The organism is Ilumatobacter sp., assembly GCF_030065885.1.
Lineage (GTDB): Bacteria > Actinomycetota > Acidimicrobiia > Acidimicrobiales > Ilumatobacteraceae > Ilumatobacter.
The window spans coordinates 47,443-62,497 of sequence record NZ_JASJCS010000006.1; the positions used below are offsets into that span (position 1 = coordinate 47,443).

Annotated in this window: 16 protein-coding genes; 6 read left to right on the top strand and 10 right to left on the bottom strand. The window is 71.0% G+C overall.

Annotated elements, in window-relative coordinates; translation table 11 throughout:
* Positions 1–5 precede the first annotated feature (5 nt).
* The gene (locus QNJ12_RS02370; protein WP_300618352.1) at positions 6–524 is read right to left on the bottom strand and encodes a shikimate kinase; all 519 of its coding nucleotides are present in this window, start codon (positions 522–524) and stop codon (positions 6–8) included.
* An 81-nt stretch (positions 525–605) separates the two neighbouring features.
* Between QNJ12_RS02370 and QNJ12_RS02375 the strand changes: the two genes are divergently transcribed.
* Both QNJ12_RS02375 and QNJ12_RS02380 read left to right on the top strand, forming a co-directional pair.
* A complete protein-coding gene (locus QNJ12_RS02375; protein WP_300618355.1) occupies positions 606–1,244 on the top strand; it encodes a LysE family translocator in 639 nt (212 codons plus the stop codon).
* 44 nt (positions 1,245–1,288) lie between these two features.
* Positions 1,289–2,419 (top strand): epoxide hydrolase family protein, encoded by a 1,131-nt coding sequence (locus QNJ12_RS02380; protein WP_300618357.1) that lies wholly within the window; start codon positions 1,289–1,291, stop codon positions 2,417–2,419.
* Positions 2,420–2,449: 30 nt separating this feature from the next.
* On the opposite strand, the gene QNJ12_RS02385 is transcribed toward QNJ12_RS02380, so the two are convergent.
* From QNJ12_RS02385 to QNJ12_RS02405, 5 genes are all read right to left on the bottom strand, one after another.
* The gene (locus QNJ12_RS02385) at positions 2,450–4,648 is read right to left on the bottom strand and encodes a beta-glucosidase (RefSeq protein WP_300618359.1); all 2,199 of its coding nucleotides are present in this window, start codon (positions 4,646–4,648) and stop codon (positions 2,450–2,452) included.
* A gap of 40 nt (positions 4,649–4,688) precedes the next feature.
* Complete coding sequence (locus QNJ12_RS02390; protein WP_300618361.1) at positions 4,689–5,873, bottom strand: cation:proton antiporter; 1,185 nt, start codon at positions 5,871–5,873, stop codon at positions 4,689–4,691.
* On the bottom strand, positions 5,870–6,352 hold the full coding sequence (locus QNJ12_RS02395; RefSeq protein ID WP_300618363.1) for a cation:proton antiporter regulatory subunit: 483 nt from the start codon (positions 6,350–6,352) through the stop codon (positions 5,870–5,872). Before QNJ12_RS02395 ends, QNJ12_RS02390 begins: the two co-directional genes overlap by 4 nt.
* A 66-nt stretch (positions 6,353–6,418) precedes the next feature.
* Positions 6,419–6,964 (bottom strand): hypothetical protein, encoded by a 546-nt coding sequence (locus QNJ12_RS02400; protein WP_300618365.1) that lies wholly within the window; start codon positions 6,962–6,964, stop codon positions 6,419–6,421.
* Positions 6,965–7,127: 163 nt separating this feature from the next.
* Positions 7,128–7,337: a hypothetical protein gene (locus QNJ12_RS02405; RefSeq protein ID WP_300618367.1), complete on the bottom strand. Its 210-nt coding sequence runs from the start codon at positions 7,335–7,337 to the stop codon at positions 7,128–7,130.
* 152 nt (positions 7,338–7,489) lie between these two features.
* Between QNJ12_RS02405 and QNJ12_RS02410 the strand changes: the two genes are divergently transcribed.
* Positions 7,490–8,320 carry a sulfurtransferase gene (locus QNJ12_RS02410; RefSeq protein WP_300618369.1) on the top strand — a complete coding sequence of 277 codons (831 nt, stop codon included), beginning with the start codon at positions 7,490–7,492 and terminating at the stop codon, positions 8,318–8,320.
* 21 nt (positions 8,321–8,341) lie between these two features.
* Here QNJ12_RS02410 and QNJ12_RS02415 read toward each other — a convergent pair whose 3' ends face one another.
* The 3 genes from QNJ12_RS02415 to QNJ12_RS02425 form a co-directional block, all read right to left on the bottom strand.
* Complete coding sequence (locus tag QNJ12_RS02415) at positions 8,342–10,042, bottom strand: wax ester/triacylglycerol synthase family O-acyltransferase (RefSeq protein WP_300618371.1); 1,701 nt, start codon at positions 10,040–10,042, stop codon at positions 8,342–8,344.
* Between the two features lie 26 nt (positions 10,043–10,068).
* Entirely contained in the window at positions 10,069–11,889 is a 1,821-nt protein-coding gene (locus tag QNJ12_RS02420; RefSeq protein WP_300618373.1) for a long-chain fatty acid--CoA ligase, read from the bottom strand.
* Between the two features lie 117 nt (positions 11,890–12,006).
* The gene (locus QNJ12_RS02425) at positions 12,007–12,684 is read right to left on the bottom strand and encodes a DUF899 domain-containing protein (RefSeq protein ID WP_300618375.1); all 678 of its coding nucleotides are present in this window, start codon (positions 12,682–12,684) and stop codon (positions 12,007–12,009) included.
* Positions 12,685–12,764: 80 nt separating this feature from the next.
* Here QNJ12_RS02425 and QNJ12_RS02430 point away from each other — a divergent pair, with 80 nt between their 5' ends.
* The 3 genes from QNJ12_RS02430 to QNJ12_RS02440 are packed head-to-tail and all read left to right on the top strand — an operon-like array spanning position 12,765 to position 13,932.
* Positions 12,765–13,100 carry a helix-turn-helix transcriptional regulator gene (locus tag QNJ12_RS02430; protein WP_300618377.1) on the top strand — a complete coding sequence of 112 codons (336 nt, stop codon included), beginning with the start codon at positions 12,765–12,767 and terminating at the stop codon, positions 13,098–13,100.
* Entirely contained in the window at positions 13,097–13,501 is a 405-nt protein-coding gene (locus QNJ12_RS02435; protein ID WP_300618379.1) for an SRPBCC domain-containing protein, read from the top strand. The genes QNJ12_RS02430 and QNJ12_RS02435 overlap by 4 nt, the downstream gene beginning before the upstream one ends.
* On the top strand, positions 13,492–13,932 hold the full coding sequence (locus tag QNJ12_RS02440) for an SRPBCC family protein (RefSeq protein ID WP_300618381.1): 441 nt from the start codon (positions 13,492–13,494) through the stop codon (positions 13,930–13,932). Before QNJ12_RS02435 ends, QNJ12_RS02440 begins: the two co-directional genes overlap by 10 nt.
* 57 nt (positions 13,933–13,989) lie before the next feature.
* Here QNJ12_RS02440 and QNJ12_RS02445 read toward each other — a convergent pair whose 3' ends face one another.
* On the bottom strand, positions 13,990–14,907 hold the full coding sequence (locus QNJ12_RS02445; protein ID WP_300618383.1) for a L,D-transpeptidase family protein: 918 nt from the start codon (positions 14,905–14,907) through the stop codon (positions 13,990–13,992).
* Positions 14,908–15,055 lie beyond the last annotated feature (148 nt).

The following is a 15,055-nucleotide window of genomic DNA, read 5'->3' on the forward strand; positions in this document are numbered from 1 at the left end:
AGTCGTCAGCTGCGGAGGCGGACGGCGAGGTCGGCGGCGACGTCCTCGGCGGAACGACCGTCGGTGTCGATCTGCTCGAACCGCTCGTACGCGTGGGCTCGCTCGGCCAGCAACTCGGTCACCCGCGCCCGCACATCGGTCTCGGCGAGCAGCGGCCGCTCGACGAGCTCGTCGTCGGCGGCGACACGTTCGAGGATCGTGTCGACCGGCGCGGTCAGGCAGTACACCGACGAGGACGCCGCGAGCACCTCGGCGTTGACCGGGTCGACCATGAGCCGACCGCCCGTCGAGATGACGAGTCCGTCCCGCTGGGCGAGCTCGGCGCAGAGCTCTCGCTCGAGCCGCCGGAACTCGCCTTCGCCGTGCTCGGCGAAGATCTCGGGGATCGGGCCGTGCCGGACCTCGATGACGTGGTCGGTGTCGAGGAAGTCGTACAGGAGCAGGTCGGCGAGCAAGCGCCCGACCGTGGTCTTGCCGGTGCCCATGAAGCCGGTGAGCACGACGTTGCGGCGATCCTCGTCCATGACAGCCGTCAGGGTAGACGGGCACGCTCGTCTCCCGGAATCGATCGCGCGCCGGTCGGCGCGGTCGGCCATCATGACGACATGCCCACGTCGGGATCGCTGGTCGCCTTCGCGGCACTGTCGTTCGCCCTCATCGTGGTGCCCGGGCCGAGCGTGATGTTCGTCGTCGGCCGGGCGGTGGCGCTCGGCCGGCGGGCGGCGCTGCTGACGGTCGCCGGCAATGCGGCAGGCGTCTACGTGCAGGTGCTGCTCGTCGCCGTGGGCCTGGGCGCCGTCGTCGAGCGGTCGGTCGCAGCGTTCACGATCGTGAAGCTGTTCGGCGCCGCGTACCTGGTCTGGCTCGGCGTCCAGGCGATCCGCCGGCGCCGTCACCTGGCGGCCGCCTCCGAACCCGCAGGGGCGGGGCGCACCGGCCGGTCCGTGTTCCGCGACGGACTGGTCGTCGGCCTCGCCAACCCGAAGGCCATCGTCTTCTTCGCAGCGATCCTGCCCCAGTACGTCGATCGCGGCGGTGCGCCGGCCCCGCTCCAGATGGCCTTCCTCGGGGTGGTCTTCGTCGCGATCGCGCTGCTCTCCGACGGCGCCTGGGGCCTCGCCGCAGGCACCGCGCGGAACTGGTTCTCCGGTTCGCCCCGTCGACTCGAGCGGCTCGGCCTGGCCGGCGGCTGCACGATGATCGGACTCGGCATCCACCTCGCCGTCTCCGGTCGCAGCGACTGACGCCCGGTCGATCCCGACCAGGGCGGTCGCCCTACGGTGGCGCCATGAGCGACATCGTCCCGTTCACGATCGATGTGCCCGACGCCGTCCTCGAGGACCTGCGCGTCCGGTTGACCGGCACCCGCTGGCCCGACCGTGAACTGGTCGACGACTGGTCGCAAGGGGTACCGCTGGCGTATGTGCGCGAGGTCTGCCGCTACTGGGCCGACAACTACGAGTGGCGCCGACGCGAGGCGGCGCTCAACCGCTTCGACCAGTTCACGACCCCGATCGACGGCCTCGACCTCCACGTCGTGCACCAGCTCTCGCCGCACCCCGAGGCGCTCCCCCTCCTCGTCACGCACGGCTGGCCGGGTTCGATCGTCGAGTTCCACAAGGTGATCGAGCCCTTGACCGACCCGACCCGGTTCGGTGGCAGCGCCGAGGACGCGTTCCACGTGGTGGCGCCGTCGCTGCCGGGGTTCGCGTTCTCGGGCAAGCCGACCGAGACCGGCTGGGGTGTCGAGCGGATCGGTGCGGCCTTCACGCAGCTCATGGCGCGTCTCGGCTACGACCGCTACGTCGCGCAGGGCGGCGACTGGGGTTCGGCGATCACCTCCGTGGTCGGCGCGGTCGACCCGGCGCACTGCGCTGCGATCCATCTCACGCTGGCGATGTCGACCCGGCCGCCCGGCACGCCGACCGAGCCCGACGAACTGCACGCGATGGAGCGCATCCAGCACTACATGGAGTGGGACTCGGGCTACTCGACCCAGCAGAAGTCGCGCCCGCAGACGCTCGGCTACGGCCTCGCCGATTCACCCGCAGGGCAGGCGGCGTGGATCCTCGAGAAGTTCTGGTCCTGGACCGACTGCGACGGGCACCCCGAGAACGCGCTGACCCGCGACGAGATGCTCGACAACATCATGCTCTACTGGGTCACCGAGAGCGCCACGTCGTCGGCACGGATCTACTGGGAGAGCTTCGGCCGCGCCGAGCGGGCCGTCGTCGAGGTGCCGACCGGGTTCACCGTCTACCCGCGAGAGATCGTGCCGCCGGTGCGGTCGTGGGTCGCCGAGCTGTACCCGAACGTCGTCTACTGGAACGAGCAACCCAAGGGCGGCCACTTCGCTGCGCTCGAGGTGCCCGACGCGTTCGTCGCCGACCTCCGCGAGTGCTTCCGGCCGCACCGCTGACGCGAACGGACGCTGCCCGGCACGCGCCGTTCAGCCCAGGTCGATCGCGACGGTGACACCGGCTGGGTCGCCGGCGAATCGGGCCACGGTGACCTCGTGGATGCCGGCCGGCTCGATCCACGCGTGTGCTGCAGGGTCGCGGGTCGCGAGGGCCGCACGGGGCACCGTGAGCTCGACCCGCTCGGTCGCTCCGGCTGCGACGGCGACCCGGCGGAAGCCGACGAGGCGGCGCGGCGCCTCTGCGTCGGGGAGCCGGGCAGAGACCTGCACGACGTCGGCGCCGTCGCGGGCTCCGACGTTCGCCACCCTCACGCCGACGAGCACGTCGCCACCATCGGTCACGGTCACCCCCACCTCACCGAGCTCGTAGTCGCTGTACGAGAGCCCGAAGCCGAAGGGGTACGCAGGTCGGTGGCCGGCTCGCTCGGCGTGCCACCAGCCGTGCCACCGGTCGTACGTGAACGAGTCCGCGTCACGATCGAAGGGCGGCAAGTGGGCCTCGTCGGCGGGCACGGTGAACGGCAGCCGTGCGGACGGGTTGACGTCACCGAACAGCACGTCGGCGAGGCCGGGTCCGGCTTGATCGCCGCCGTAGAACATCTGGAGCACGGCTGCCACCGACGTGTCCCACTCCGACGTGATCACTGCGCTGCCGGCCTGGACGACGACCACGGTGCACCGGTTCGCCGCCGCGACGGCGTCGATCAGGTCGACCTGTTCGGCCGGGAGTCGCAGTGTCGTGCGGTCGCCGCCGCGTGAGAAGCCCACGCCGGGCCGGCCGCGGTAGTGGTCGGGCGGCGTGACGGCGGGCAGCTCGGCGATGCGGGCGCGGAACTCATCGACGACCTCGGCCTCGTCGGCCGCGGGGAAGAGGTGGCGGAGGTCGACACCGAGGTCGCCGATGAACTCGCCCTCGTCGTCGGCCGTGTAGCCGACCACGACGACCGCGACATCGGCCCGAGCTGCGACGCGGGCGGCCTCGGCCTGATCACCGCCGTCCGCGAACGCCACGTCGCCGACCCGTGCGCGCAGGCCGTCGAGCACGGGGACCGCGGCGTGCGTCCAGACGTCGCTCGAACCGCCGTCGCCGAGGTTGACCTCGGCGGCCAGGGGCCCGATCACGGCCAGCGAGGCGCGAGCGTCGAGCGGCAATGCCGGCGCATCGTCGAGCTGCTCGTTGCGCAAGAGCACGACCGAGCGTCCTGCGACCTCGCGGGCCAGGTCGGCGTGCGCGTCGATGCGGGTGGGCACGGCCGGCCCCCCGAGGTCGCCTGCGGACAACGTGCCGGCGAACCGCAGCAGGGTCGCGATCACCCGCGTGACGGCGACGTCGACGTCGGCCCACGCCACGTCACCCGACTCGAGGGCCGACCGCAGGTGGCTCGCCCGCACCATCCGGTACGGCATCTCGATGTCGAGCCCTGCGGCGACCGACCTCGCCGCATCGCGCATGCCGAAGATCCAGTCGCTGATGACGAAGCCCTCGAACCCCCACTCGTCGCGCAGCACGCTGGTCAGCAGTTCCCGATGGTCACCGCAGTACGTGCCGTTGACCTGGTTGTAGGCGCTCATCACACAGGCGACCCCCTCGTCGACGATGCGCCGGAAGTGCGGCAGGTACACCTCGTGCAGGGCGACCTCGTCGACTGCGATGTCGACCTTGAACCGCGCGTTCTCCATCGAGTTCACGGCGAAGTGCTTGACGGTCGCCATCGCGTGACGCTGGATGCCGCGGGTCAGCGCGGCGCCCATCTCGCCGACGTGGTGCGGGTCCTCTCCGTACGTCTCCTGCGCTCTCCCCCACGCGGGATGTCGCAGGAGGTTGACGCACACGCCGCCGAACAGCGTGGCGCCGACCCGTCGCAGCTCGCGCCCGATCGCCTCACCGACACGCTCCTCGAGATCGGGGTCCCAGGTGGCACCCCGGGCGATGCTCACCGGGAAGCACGTCGCGTCGCCGATCACCACGCCGCGGGGTCCGTCCGAGAATTCGATGCCGGGGATGCCGAGGCGCTCGACCCTCGCCGCCCGGAACGTCGCCTGGTGGTAGCCGCCCTCGCCGAGGTGCTCGAGCCCGGCCCAGGTGGGGGCGTCGCCGTCGAGGCACCAGAGCTGCTCCTCCGGCGTCATCTCGGCGACCAGCCGTGCTGCCTCCTCCCGCGCGTCCGCGCCGGCGGCGACCGACGCACATGCCGCCTCGAACGCAGACTCGGCCGCGGTGTCGTCCATGCGGCGACAGTAGGCGGGCGCGTCCCGCCCGTTCGGAGTCCTACGCCGGTGCCGGGACGAAGCGGGCCGGGATCGGGATCCGGTCGGCGCTGCGCGTGATCAGCGGGCCGACCACCGCGACGATCAGCACGTAGCAAGCGGCGAGTGCTTCGAGGTCGGGACCGTCGACGAGCTCGGAGCCGAGCGCGGCGATGACGATCGAGAACTCGCCGCGGGCGACCAGCGCGGTCCCGGCCCGGACCCTGCCCCGGGCGCCGACACCGGCGCGGCGCCCGGCATACCAGCCGGTGGCCAGCTTGCTGATCACGGTGACGGCAGCGAGCGCCACCGCCGGCCCGATCGCGCCGACCAGGTCGGCGGGGTCGATGCGGAACGAGAACACGACGAAGAACGTCGCTGCGAACAGGTCGCGGAGCGGCGTGATGAGCTCCATCGCCCGCTCGCCGACGTGACCCGAGAGTGCCAAGCCGACCAGGAAGGCACCGATCGCGCCCGACACCTCGATGCTCTGGGCCAGGCCGGCGACGAGCAGGGTGAGCCCGAAGACCGCGAGCAGCAGCGACTCGTCGGTGCCGCCACCCAGGAGCCGTGTCAGCAGCCCGCCGAACCGCAGTGCGAGCAGCAGGATGACCATGACCGCGCCGACGGCCAGCACGACGCTGGTCGTGGTCTCGAGCGCCGACCCGCCGACCACCAGCGCCGCGACCACCGGGAGGTAGACCGCCATGGCCAGGTCCTCGATGACCAGCACGTTCAGGACCGACGGCGTCTCGCGGTAGCCGAGCCGGTCGAGGTCGAACAGCACCTTCGAGACGATGCCCGACGACGACACCCAGGTGACCCCACCCAGCAACACCGCGGCGAGCGGCGACCACCCCAGCAGCAGGCCGAGCCCGACGCCGGGCAACCCGTTGGCCAGCATGTCGACCGCCCCGGTCGGCAGACCGGTCCGGAGGCCGTCGCGCAGCTCGTCCTGGTCGTACTCGAGCCCGAGTGCGAGCAGCAGGAGCAGCACGCCGATCTCGGCGGCCAGCGAGATGAAGTCCTCGCTGACGTCGAGCGTGACGATGCCACCCTCACCGACCGCGAGCCCGCCGAGCAGGTAGAGCGGCACGGCCGTCATGCCGAGCCGGCCGGCGAACCGGGCGAGGACGGCCAGCGCGAGCGCGACCGCACCGATCTCGATGAAGGCGAGTGCCGCCTCCGACGAGCCGGCTGCGATCACGGCGCGAGCAGAGCGCGGAGCGCCGCCAGCCCGTCCGAGGTCCCCACGGCGACCACCGTGTCGCCGACGGCGAAGGCGAACTCCGGATCTGGTGCCGGCACCGACGAGTACTCGCGTATCACTGCGACGACCGAGGCACCTGTCTTCGTGCGGTACATGCCGTCACCGATCGTGGTGCCCGCCGCAGGCGAATCGCCCGGGATGATGATCCACTCGATCGCCAGGCCCTCGATCTGCTGCTGCACGGCGCCGAGCCCTTCGGTCAGGTGCGCGGCGCCGAGCAACTCCGCCATCGTGCGGGTGTCCTCCTCGTCGAGGTGCAGCATCGACGTGCACGAGTCGGGGTCGGCGCGGTCGTAGACGAGCACGTCGTGGCGGCCGTCGTGGTACTGCAGCACGCCGACCACGTCGCCGGAAGCGGTGGTGAACTCGTGCCTGACGCCGACGCCAGGCAGCTTGATCTCGCGGACGATCGCCATGCGTGCAGTCTGGCAAGGATCGGGGCGTCGCGGTCACCCGTGCCCGCGGCGCCGCCGGCCGCGACGTCAGCGGGCGCGGACTCGGTCCCAGGCGGCCAGGGTCTCGTCGGCCATCACCCGGTGTTCGCGGGCGATGGCCCGGAACGTGCGGTCCTCGGTGCGGCCCGCGATCGCGACCGCACCGAACCGGTTGCCCTTGAAGTACGGGACGAGGTGGTCGGGCCGGAAGAACCCGCGCAGGTCGCCGGGCACCTCTCCGAACGGGCCACCCGGCGGTGGCTCGATCGGGTCCAGGTCGAGGCCGTCGAGCGCCGCGTAGACCTCGGCGTCGGTGGTGCGATCGGCGAAGTCACGGCCGTCGTACCGGTACACCTCGGCACCGTCCGGCGCGAGCACGATCATCCCCGGCCGGCCGATGCCGCCGCGTTCCTCGGGGTCGAACAGGCCGAGCGGTAGCAGGTACCGCTCACCGCCGGGGTCGGACACGTACAGCACGTTGGGCGTCGGCCAGCGCTCGAACATGCCGGCCTGACGCTGCTCGTCGTCGACGCTGATCGCGATCACTTCGGCGCCGGCGGCGTGGATGCGATCCGATTCGGCGCCCAGCCGCACGAGCTGGGCACAGCAGTACGGTCACCAATCGCCCCGATACGTCATGAGGATGACCGCCCGGCCGCCCCGACGGAGTCCCATGATCGGTTCGTACGCATCGGCGGCCTGCATGGCGCGGCACCGTATCGGGTGCCATCGGCCGGCGTCGGGTCCGGGCCGGGGCTCAGCGTTCCTCGGTGTCGTCGACGGGAACCGAACGTTGCTGCTCGATCGCGTCGGCTTCGGGCACCTCGATCGGCAGGTCGAGCTCCTCGGGGAGCTCGTCGACGTCCTCGTCCGACGGATCGGCCTGACGTTCGTCGTCGATCACCGGCTCGTCCTCGCGGATGTCGCCGTCGGGTTCGAGATCGCGGGGCATCGAGTCGGTCTCCATGCCCCGATCATCCCCCCTCGGGCGACGGAACGCCAGGGAATCAAGGCCCTGGTCCGCTCCGAGCCTCCAGCAGAGGGCCGGCAGGGAGCCGGCGGACGGCCGCTGGAGGCCGAGGGAGGTCGTAGACGACGGTGGACGGCTAGCGTCGCTGCGTGGCATTGATCTCGGTCAACGATCTCGCGACCCAACTCGACGACGCACAGCTCGTCGTCTGCGACGTGCGGTTCTCGCTCGCCGACCACGCGCAGGGCCGGCGCGACTACGACGAGGCACACCTGCCGGGTGCGGTCTTCGTCGACCTCCACACCGAGCTCGCCGGAACACCCGGACCGAACGGCGAGGGCGGCCGCCATCCCCTTCCGACCGTCGAGGAGTTCGCCGCGCTGCTCGGTCGCCTCGGCATCGGGCCGAGCAACTTCGTCGTCGCGTACGACGCAGCGGGCGGGGCGACGGCCTCCCGGCTGTGGTGGATGCTGCGGTCGATCGGGCACGGCCGCGTGTCGGTGCTCGACGGCGGGCTCCCGGCATGGGTCGCCGCCGGTCATCCGGTGACCGCCGATCGAACCGACCGACCCCCGGCGACCTACCCGGTGCCGCCCGGCTGGACCGGCGTGGTCGACGCCGAAGCGGTGGCGGAGGGCGTCGCACTGGGCGCCACCGTCGTCGACTCACGGGCGGCCGAACGCTTCCGCGGCGAGGTCGAGCCGCTCGACCCGCGGGCCGGGCACATCCCGGGCGCAATCCATCGGTTCCACGGCGACAACGTCGGGGCCGACGGCACCCACCTGCCGCTCGATCAGCTGGCGGCCCGCTTCGCCGGTATCGGCGAGAGCCCGGTCGTCTACTGCGGGAGCGGTGTCACCGCCTGTCACAACCTCCTCGCGATGTCGCTCGTCGGTGTCAGCCGGGCACGCCTCTACGCCGGCTCGTGGAGCGACTGGTCGGCCGACCCGGATCGACCGGTCGCCACGGGCGACGCATGACCCGACGCGGCTGACGGTCGGTTAGCCTGCCGCGGCCCGCTGCTTGGCGGCCTTCCCGGGCTCGGCGGCTTTCCCGGCCTTGGCCTTGCCCGCCTTGCCGGCGGTCACGCTCGCCCGCTTGTTCTTCGCGCCCTGCGACTTCTTTGCCCCCTGCGACTTCTTCGTGGCCCGCTTCTCCTTGGCCGGCTTGGCGGTCGACGTCGGCGGCGTCGGCGCACCGCGGCGACCCTCGGGCGGGCTCGGCGGCACCGCCCACTCGGCGCCGGTCGCCTCGAAGAGGCGCTCGACCTCTGCCACGTGGAGGTCGACGAGGTCCCACAGGTCAGGGATGAGGTCCCGGTCGGCGACCAGACCGAAGTCGAGCTTGTCCTCGTAGCTGTGCACCGTGATGTTGAGGCCGATGCCGTTGGCGATCGTCGAGACCGGGACGTAGTGGTCCATCTGGGCACCGGCGAAGAACAGCGGCTCGCGCGGGCCCGGCACGTTCGAGATCACGACATTGACCGGCAGGTTGACCCGGTCGGAGAGCCGCGCCATCAGCCGGACCGCGGCGGTGGCGACGACCGGCGACGTCGCCTCGGTCGCACGGGTCAGCGTGTCGGCCGGCACCAGGTCGAGCTGGTGCTTGGCGTCCTCCATGGCGCCCTGGCAGCGAAGCACGCGCTCGACGGGGTGGTCGCAATCGGTCGGGAGCACAGCCACGATCGACGAGACGCGGTTGGTCCAGGGGTCCTCCTCGAGGCCGGTGCGGATCGACACCGGCACCATCGCCCGCAGCGGTGCATCCGGCAGCGCGTCGTGGCGCAGGAGGTACTCGCGCAGCGCACCGGCGCAGATCGCCATGACGACGTCGTTGACGGTGCCACCGGTGGCGTCCTTGAGCCGCTTGATGTTCGACAGCGACGTCGAGCGCATCGCAAACCGCCGGTGCGGGCCGACGCTCTTGTTCCACGGCGTCGGCGGTGCGGGCGTGATCGGGAGCGAGACGCGCCGGACCTGCTCGCCGACGGCCTCGGCCTGCTCGGACCGGCCCACCGCGCTGGTGATCAGATCGCGGCCACGCGAAGCGATCCCGCTCAGACTGTTGAGCCCTGCCGCGTCGGCGAGGTTGCGGACGAGGCGGAGGTTGAGTCGCGCCGCCTTGACCGGGTTGGCCGCGAGGTTCGACATCGTGTGCCGCAGCATCTCGGTGTCGGTCGGCAGCGTCTCGCCCTCCCATTCGACGGGCTCGAACTGCCACGGCGCGTCGGGGGTCAGGTCGGTGAACATCCGGAGCATGATCACACCGGCGGCGCCGTCGATCGTGGCGTGGTGGAACTTCGTGAGCATCGCCCAGCGGCCGTCACCCAGACCCTCGATGACGTAGACCTCCCACAGCGGATGGCGGCGATCCATCGGCCGGCCCACGATGCGGGCGACCTGCTCGGCGAGCTGATCGGCAGCGCCGGGCGGTGCCAGCCCGATCTGACGAACGTGGAAGTCGAGGTCGAAGTGCGGGTCGTCGAACCAGTACGGATGGTCGAGCCCGAACGGCACCTCGACCACCCGTCGGCGGAGCGGCTCGATGTGGCCGACCAGCGAGCCGAAGCGCTCGTAGACGGTCTGGAACGGGTCGAAGTCGGGGCTCGGGCGTTGGTAGATCGCCAGCCCGTTCACGTGCCCGTACGTGGTCGGCGTCTCCATGTAGAGGAACGCCGCGTCGAGGCCACTCAGCTGCTTCATGATCGCCCCTTCGGAGTCGTCGCCGCTCAGCCGGCGTACATCGCCTCGATCTCGTCGGCGAAGCGGGTGAGGATGCCACGCCGCTTCAGCTTCGAGGTCGGGGTCAGCACGTCGCTGTCGGGGAGCCACTCCTCGCCGAGCACGGTGACCTTCTTGACGGACTCGGCCTGGTTGAACGTCGACATCGCAGCGACGAGGCCGTCGTTGATCTCGGCGATCACGTCGGGATGCTGCGCGAGCGCCTCCATCGAGGCCTCGGGCCCGCTGAGCCCGCGGGCGGCGGCCCACGCCGCCGATGCGTCGGGGTCGAGCACGACGAGTGCCGACACGAACGGCCGCTGTTCGCCGATCGCGCACGCCTGACCGACGAGCGGGATGCTCTTCAGCGCCGCCTCGAGGTTGGCGGGGCTGATGTTCTTGCCGCCGGCCGTGATGATCAGCTCCTTCTTGCGGTCGACGATCTTGAGATAGCCGTCGTCGTCGATCTCGCCGATGTCGCCCGTGTGCACCCAGCCGTCGGCGTCGACGGTGTCGGCGGTCTTGTCGGGCGCGTCGAGGTAGCCCTCGAACATGTTGCCGCCGCGGGCCAGGACCTCGCCGTCGTCGCCGAGCTTCATCTCGACGCCGGTGGCGGGCCGGCCGACGTAGCCCGGCTTGGCCGCGTGCGACCACGACAGCACCGCGGTCGTCTCCGACATGCCGTAGCCCTCGCTGAGCGGCACGCCGATCGTGCGGAACCACGACATCACGTCGGCGGACAGCGGGGCTGCGCCGCTGATGCAGATCACTGCCTGGTCGAGACCGAGCAGGCCCTTCACGGTGCTGAACGCGACCGCGTCGAGGAACTCGTACGTCTGACGCTCCTCCTCGGTCGCCGTGCCGGCGGCGATCTTGTCGGCGATCGGCGCTGCCGCAGCCAGGCCGTCGTTGAACGCCTTCTCCTTCTCGGGATCGGCGGCGAGCACCGCCGCGACACCGGCGTGCATCTTCTCCCAGACCCGCGGCACGCCGATGAAGAAGTGCGGGTGCACCTGGCTGGCGACCGCGGCGATCTGCGCGGTGTCGGGGCAGCAGTTCACCTGGGTCGCGAACTCGAGCAGGTAGTAGTGGCCGAGCAGCCGCTCCATGACGTGGGCCATCGGCAGGTAGGACACGTGGCGCATCCCGGCGAGGTCGTCGATCTGGGCCTGCTCGCGCATCGAGCGGCCGACGGACTCGAGCGTCCAGCACACGTTGCGGTTGCTGAGCATGACGCCCTTCGGTGGGCCCGTCGTGCCCGATGTGTAGATGATGGTGGCGAGATCGGTGGGGTCGCCCACCTCGGCAGCCGCAGCGAGGTCGGCCGGCTCGGCGGCGAGCAGGTCGGCGTACCGCACGATCGAATCGTCCGTGTCGGCGGACGGCTCGATGATCACCGTCTGCTCGATCGTCGGGAGCTGATCGCGCACTGCGTCGAAGCGAGCGAGGAAGCCGTCGTCCTCGACGATCGCCATCTTCGCCTTGCAGTGGTTGACGAGGTACTCGACCTGCTCGGGCGCCGACGAGTTGTAGATCGACACGGGCGTGGCCCCGCACAGCAGCACGGCGAGATCGATGGCGTGGAATTCGGGCCGGTTGCGCATCATGAGGACGACGCGGTCGCCCTTGCCGATGCCGTGCTCGCGCAGCGCGGTCGTGAGGCGGGCAGCGGTGTCGGCGAGCTCGGCGAGCGTCTCGCCGTGCCACTCACCGTCGGCGTCCTGCCAGCGGACGACCTCGGTCTCGCCGTTCCGTTCGAGGTTCGCGAGGAATCGCTTGACGACGGTCTGGCCGGCAACGGCGGCGTCGAGTTCCTGAGGAGTCGTCATCGTGGCAAGGCGCCTTTCGTGTCGATGGATGCACGGGCGCGTCCGGGCGCCCGTGGCCAGTCTGCCACGAGTCGACGGCGGCGACCTCGGGGAGCCGGGCCCGGGTGGTCGAGCGGGTCAGTCCTCGTACTGATCGTGGCGGCGGAGCCACGCCATCGACCACGGCAGATCGTCCTCGTCGCGGCCCTTCGGGGTCATGTCGAGCAGCTGGTAGGCGCTGTTGAACACGTCGAGACCGCGGGCATATGCGCTGTAGGTGTGGAAGACGTCGTCGCCCTCGCGGACGAACACGCTCAGACCGGGCAACTCACCGATCGGCTCGTCGACGGGCTGGAAGTTGTAGGTCATCGAGTCGGCGACGGCGAAGTCGGCGTTGAACGTCGTGCCGGCCGCCGACACCCACGGGAACGACCAGCCCATGCGCTCACGGTACGAGAGCAGCCGATCGAGCGGTCCGTTCGAGACCGCCGCGAGCGCGGTGTCGCGGTGGGCGAGGTGGACGCCGATGCCGTCGTAGTTGTCGGCCCAGAACGAGCAGCTCGGGCAGCCCTCCTCCCAATCGGCACCGAACATGAAGTGGTAGACGACGAGTTGGCCGTGGCCGTCGAACAGGTCGAGCAGCGTCGTCGGCCCGTCCTCGCCCTCGAACACGTAGTCGGCGTCGACGCGGACCCACGGCAGCTGCCGACGCTGCGCCGCCAGCTCGTCCTTCTGCTTGGTGAGCTCCTTCTCGGCGGCGAGCAGCTCGGTGCGCCGAGCGAGCCATTCCTCGCGGGTGACGACCGCATGTTCCATGACGACTGACCTCCTTCTGCTCGCCCGACCCACGACGAGCGGACTTGCGAGGCCCGCCATCTTTGTAAGAGAATGCTTACATGTCAAGCGCGACCGTCGCACCGGAACGTGTCGCCCAGGCGCTGGCGGACGGCACGCGACTCCGGATCCTCCGCCTCGTTCGCGACGACGAGCGCAGCGCCGGCGAGCTCGCGGCGGCGTTCCCCGAGATGACCCGGCCGGCCGTCTCCCAGCATCTGCGGGTGCTGCACGACGCCGGGCTCGTCTCGGTCAGGCCGAAGGGCACTCACCGGTTGTATCGCGCCGACCTCGCCGGGCTGGCGCCGGTGGTGCGGTTCATCGACGAGATGTGGTCCGACCGGCTGCAGCGGCTCAAGCACGCCGTCGAGACGAACGAGCGAGGGCGCGGCCGGTGATCACCCTCGAGCACACGATCAGCATCGACGCCAGCCCGGCGGCGGTGTTCGAGATGTGGACGACAGCCGACGGCCTGTCGGCGTGGTGGGGCCGGGCGATCGAGGTCGACCCGCGCCCGGGCGGCGCGATCCACATCGAGGTCGACGCCGGTCACGTGATGCGTGGCGCGTTCGTCGAGCTGGTCGAACCCCGGCTGGTGGTGTTCACGTTCGGCTGGGAGGGCCACGAGCTCGCCCCGGGTTCGTCGACCGTGGAGGTCCGCATCGAGCCAGGCGACGGCACGACCACGCTCACGCTCCGCCACACCGGTCTGCCGATCGCCCTGATCGAGAGCCACGCCCGTGGCTGGACGCACTTTCTCGGCGACCGTCTGGCCGGTACGGTCGCGGCATGGGGGTGAACGTGCTGGCGACCGCGGTGATCGAGCGGCCGATCGACGAGGTCGCCGACTACGTCGGCGATCCGTCGAACGCACCCGAGTGGTACCGCCGCATCGAGTCGGCCGAGTGGCAGACCGAGCCGCCGATCACGCTCGGCTCGAAGATCACCTTCCGGGCGAGGTTCCTCGGCCGTGACCTCGTCTACACGTACGAGGTCGTCGAGTTCACGCCGGGCGAGCAGGTGGCGATGCGCACCGCCGGGGGCCCGTTCCCGATGAACACGGTGTACACGTGGCGGCCGCTCAGCGACACGAAGACCCACATGGCCCTGCGCAACCACGGCGAGCCGAGGGGGTTCGGTAAGCTCGCGGCGCCGTTCGTCGCCAGGGCGATGAAGCGGGCGATGACGCAGGACCTGGCCGACCTCAAGCAGCTGCTCGAGTCACGCTGACGTGCGGGGGCAGGCGGAGCCGGCCTGGCCGGTCCGGTGAGGCCCGGTCGAGGACCCTCAGGCCGTCTTGCCCTCGTGGACCCAGACCGGGGTGTCGAGCGGCATCAGGCCCGCTTCCCAGATCCAGTCCATCGCAGGGACGCTGACCCGCACGCAGCCGTGCGAGGCGGGGTAGTCGGGCACGTTGTTGGAGCCGTGCACGGCGATGCCGCCGGTGAAGTACTTGGGCCGGTAGATCTCGCCGAGGTCGCCCTCCCACCAGCCTTCCGCTCGCTCGCGGTAGACCTCGTGCAGCCCGTTGCGGGTGACCGAGTCGCCGCGCTGGATCTCGCCGGGGGTGTTCTGGTCGGGCTCCTCGTACGGGATCTCGCTGCCGCTGGACGCGTTGAGGATCCACTCGGCCTGGCCGTCGATGATGAAGTACAGCAGCTGTTCGCCCTTGTCGATCTCGATCAGCGTGCCGGCGTCGGCCCGGGCGTGCGGCCGCTCGGTCACCGCCGACATGGCGGCCGCCGTCTCGGGCCCGAACGAGCCGTCGGTCGTCAGCCCGTAGTACTTCTGGAACGCCATCACCGCCTGGCGGGTGGTGATGTCGTAGCCACCGTCGGCCTCCTCGACCCAGAAGCCGAGCTCGAGCAGGCGCCACTGCAGCCGTTCGGTATCGGCGCCGCTGCTGGTACCCACCGCGGCGAGCGGTGGATCGACGGGGTCGACGAGCCGCGGCGGCACGGTGGTGGGCGGCGGCGCGGTCTCGACCGGGGCCGGCTCGGTGGTCTCGGGCGTCGTTGCCTCGGTGGTGGTCGACGCCTCGGTCGACGGCGTCGTCTCGACGGGCACCGTCGTCGGCGCCACCGTGGTGGTGGTCGGGACGACGACCTTCGGCTGGACCGGCGTGCTGGCCAGCGACGTGGTCGCGCAGGCAGGGAGGACCACGGCCGCTGCTGCGGCGAGGAGCAACCCACCTTTCACCTGCATACGGCCCCCAACGCTATCGAAGCGCGACGCCGCGCGACCGTCACATGGCCATGAATCCGCGACAATTTCGCGTCCGGTCCCGGCATGGCTCCTGGAACCCGGTCCGGCTCGCCGAACTTCCCGTTCTTCCCGGAATCCCGGGATTCGG

Coding starts and splice junctions, on each gene's coding strand:
- QNJ12_RS02405 (WP_300618367.1), bottom strand. CDS start 7,337: ATGGAGACCGACTCGATGCCCCGCGATCTCGAACCCGACGGCGACATC.
- QNJ12_RS02425 (WP_300618375.1), bottom strand. CDS start 12,684: ATGGAACATGCGGTCGTCACCCGCGAGGAATGGCTCGCTCGGCGCACC.
- QNJ12_RS02370 (WP_300618352.1), bottom strand. CDS start 524: ATGGACGAGGATCGCCGCAACGTCGTGCTCACCGGCTTCATGGGCACC.
- QNJ12_RS02440 (WP_300618381.1), top strand. CDS start 13,492: ATGGGGGTGAACGTGCTGGCGACCGCGGTGATCGAGCGGCCGATCGAC.
- QNJ12_RS02445 (WP_300618383.1), bottom strand. CDS start 14,907: ATGCAGGTGAAAGGTGGGTTGCTCCTCGCCGCAGCAGCGGCCGTGGTC.
- QNJ12_RS02375 (WP_300618355.1), top strand. CDS start 606: ATGCCCACGTCGGGATCGCTGGTCGCCTTCGCGGCACTGTCGTTCGCC.
- QNJ12_RS02395 (WP_300618363.1), bottom strand. CDS start 6,352: ATGGCGATCGTCCGCGAGATCAAGCTGCCTGGCGTCGGCGTCAGGCAC.
- QNJ12_RS02380 (WP_300618357.1), top strand. CDS start 1,289: ATGAGCGACATCGTCCCGTTCACGATCGATGTGCCCGACGCCGTCCTC.
- QNJ12_RS02385 (WP_300618359.1), bottom strand. CDS start 4,648: ATGGACGACACCGCGGCCGAGTCTGCGTTCGAGGCGGCATGTGCGTCG.
- QNJ12_RS02415 (WP_300618371.1), bottom strand. CDS start 10,042: ATGAAGCAGCTGAGTGGCCTCGACGCGGCGTTCCTCTACATGGAGACG.
- QNJ12_RS02430 (WP_300618377.1), top strand. CDS start 12,765: ATGTCAAGCGCGACCGTCGCACCGGAACGTGTCGCCCAGGCGCTGGCG.
- QNJ12_RS02420 (WP_300618373.1), bottom strand. CDS start 11,889: ATGACGACTCCTCAGGAACTCGACGCCGCCGTTGCCGGCCAGACCGTC.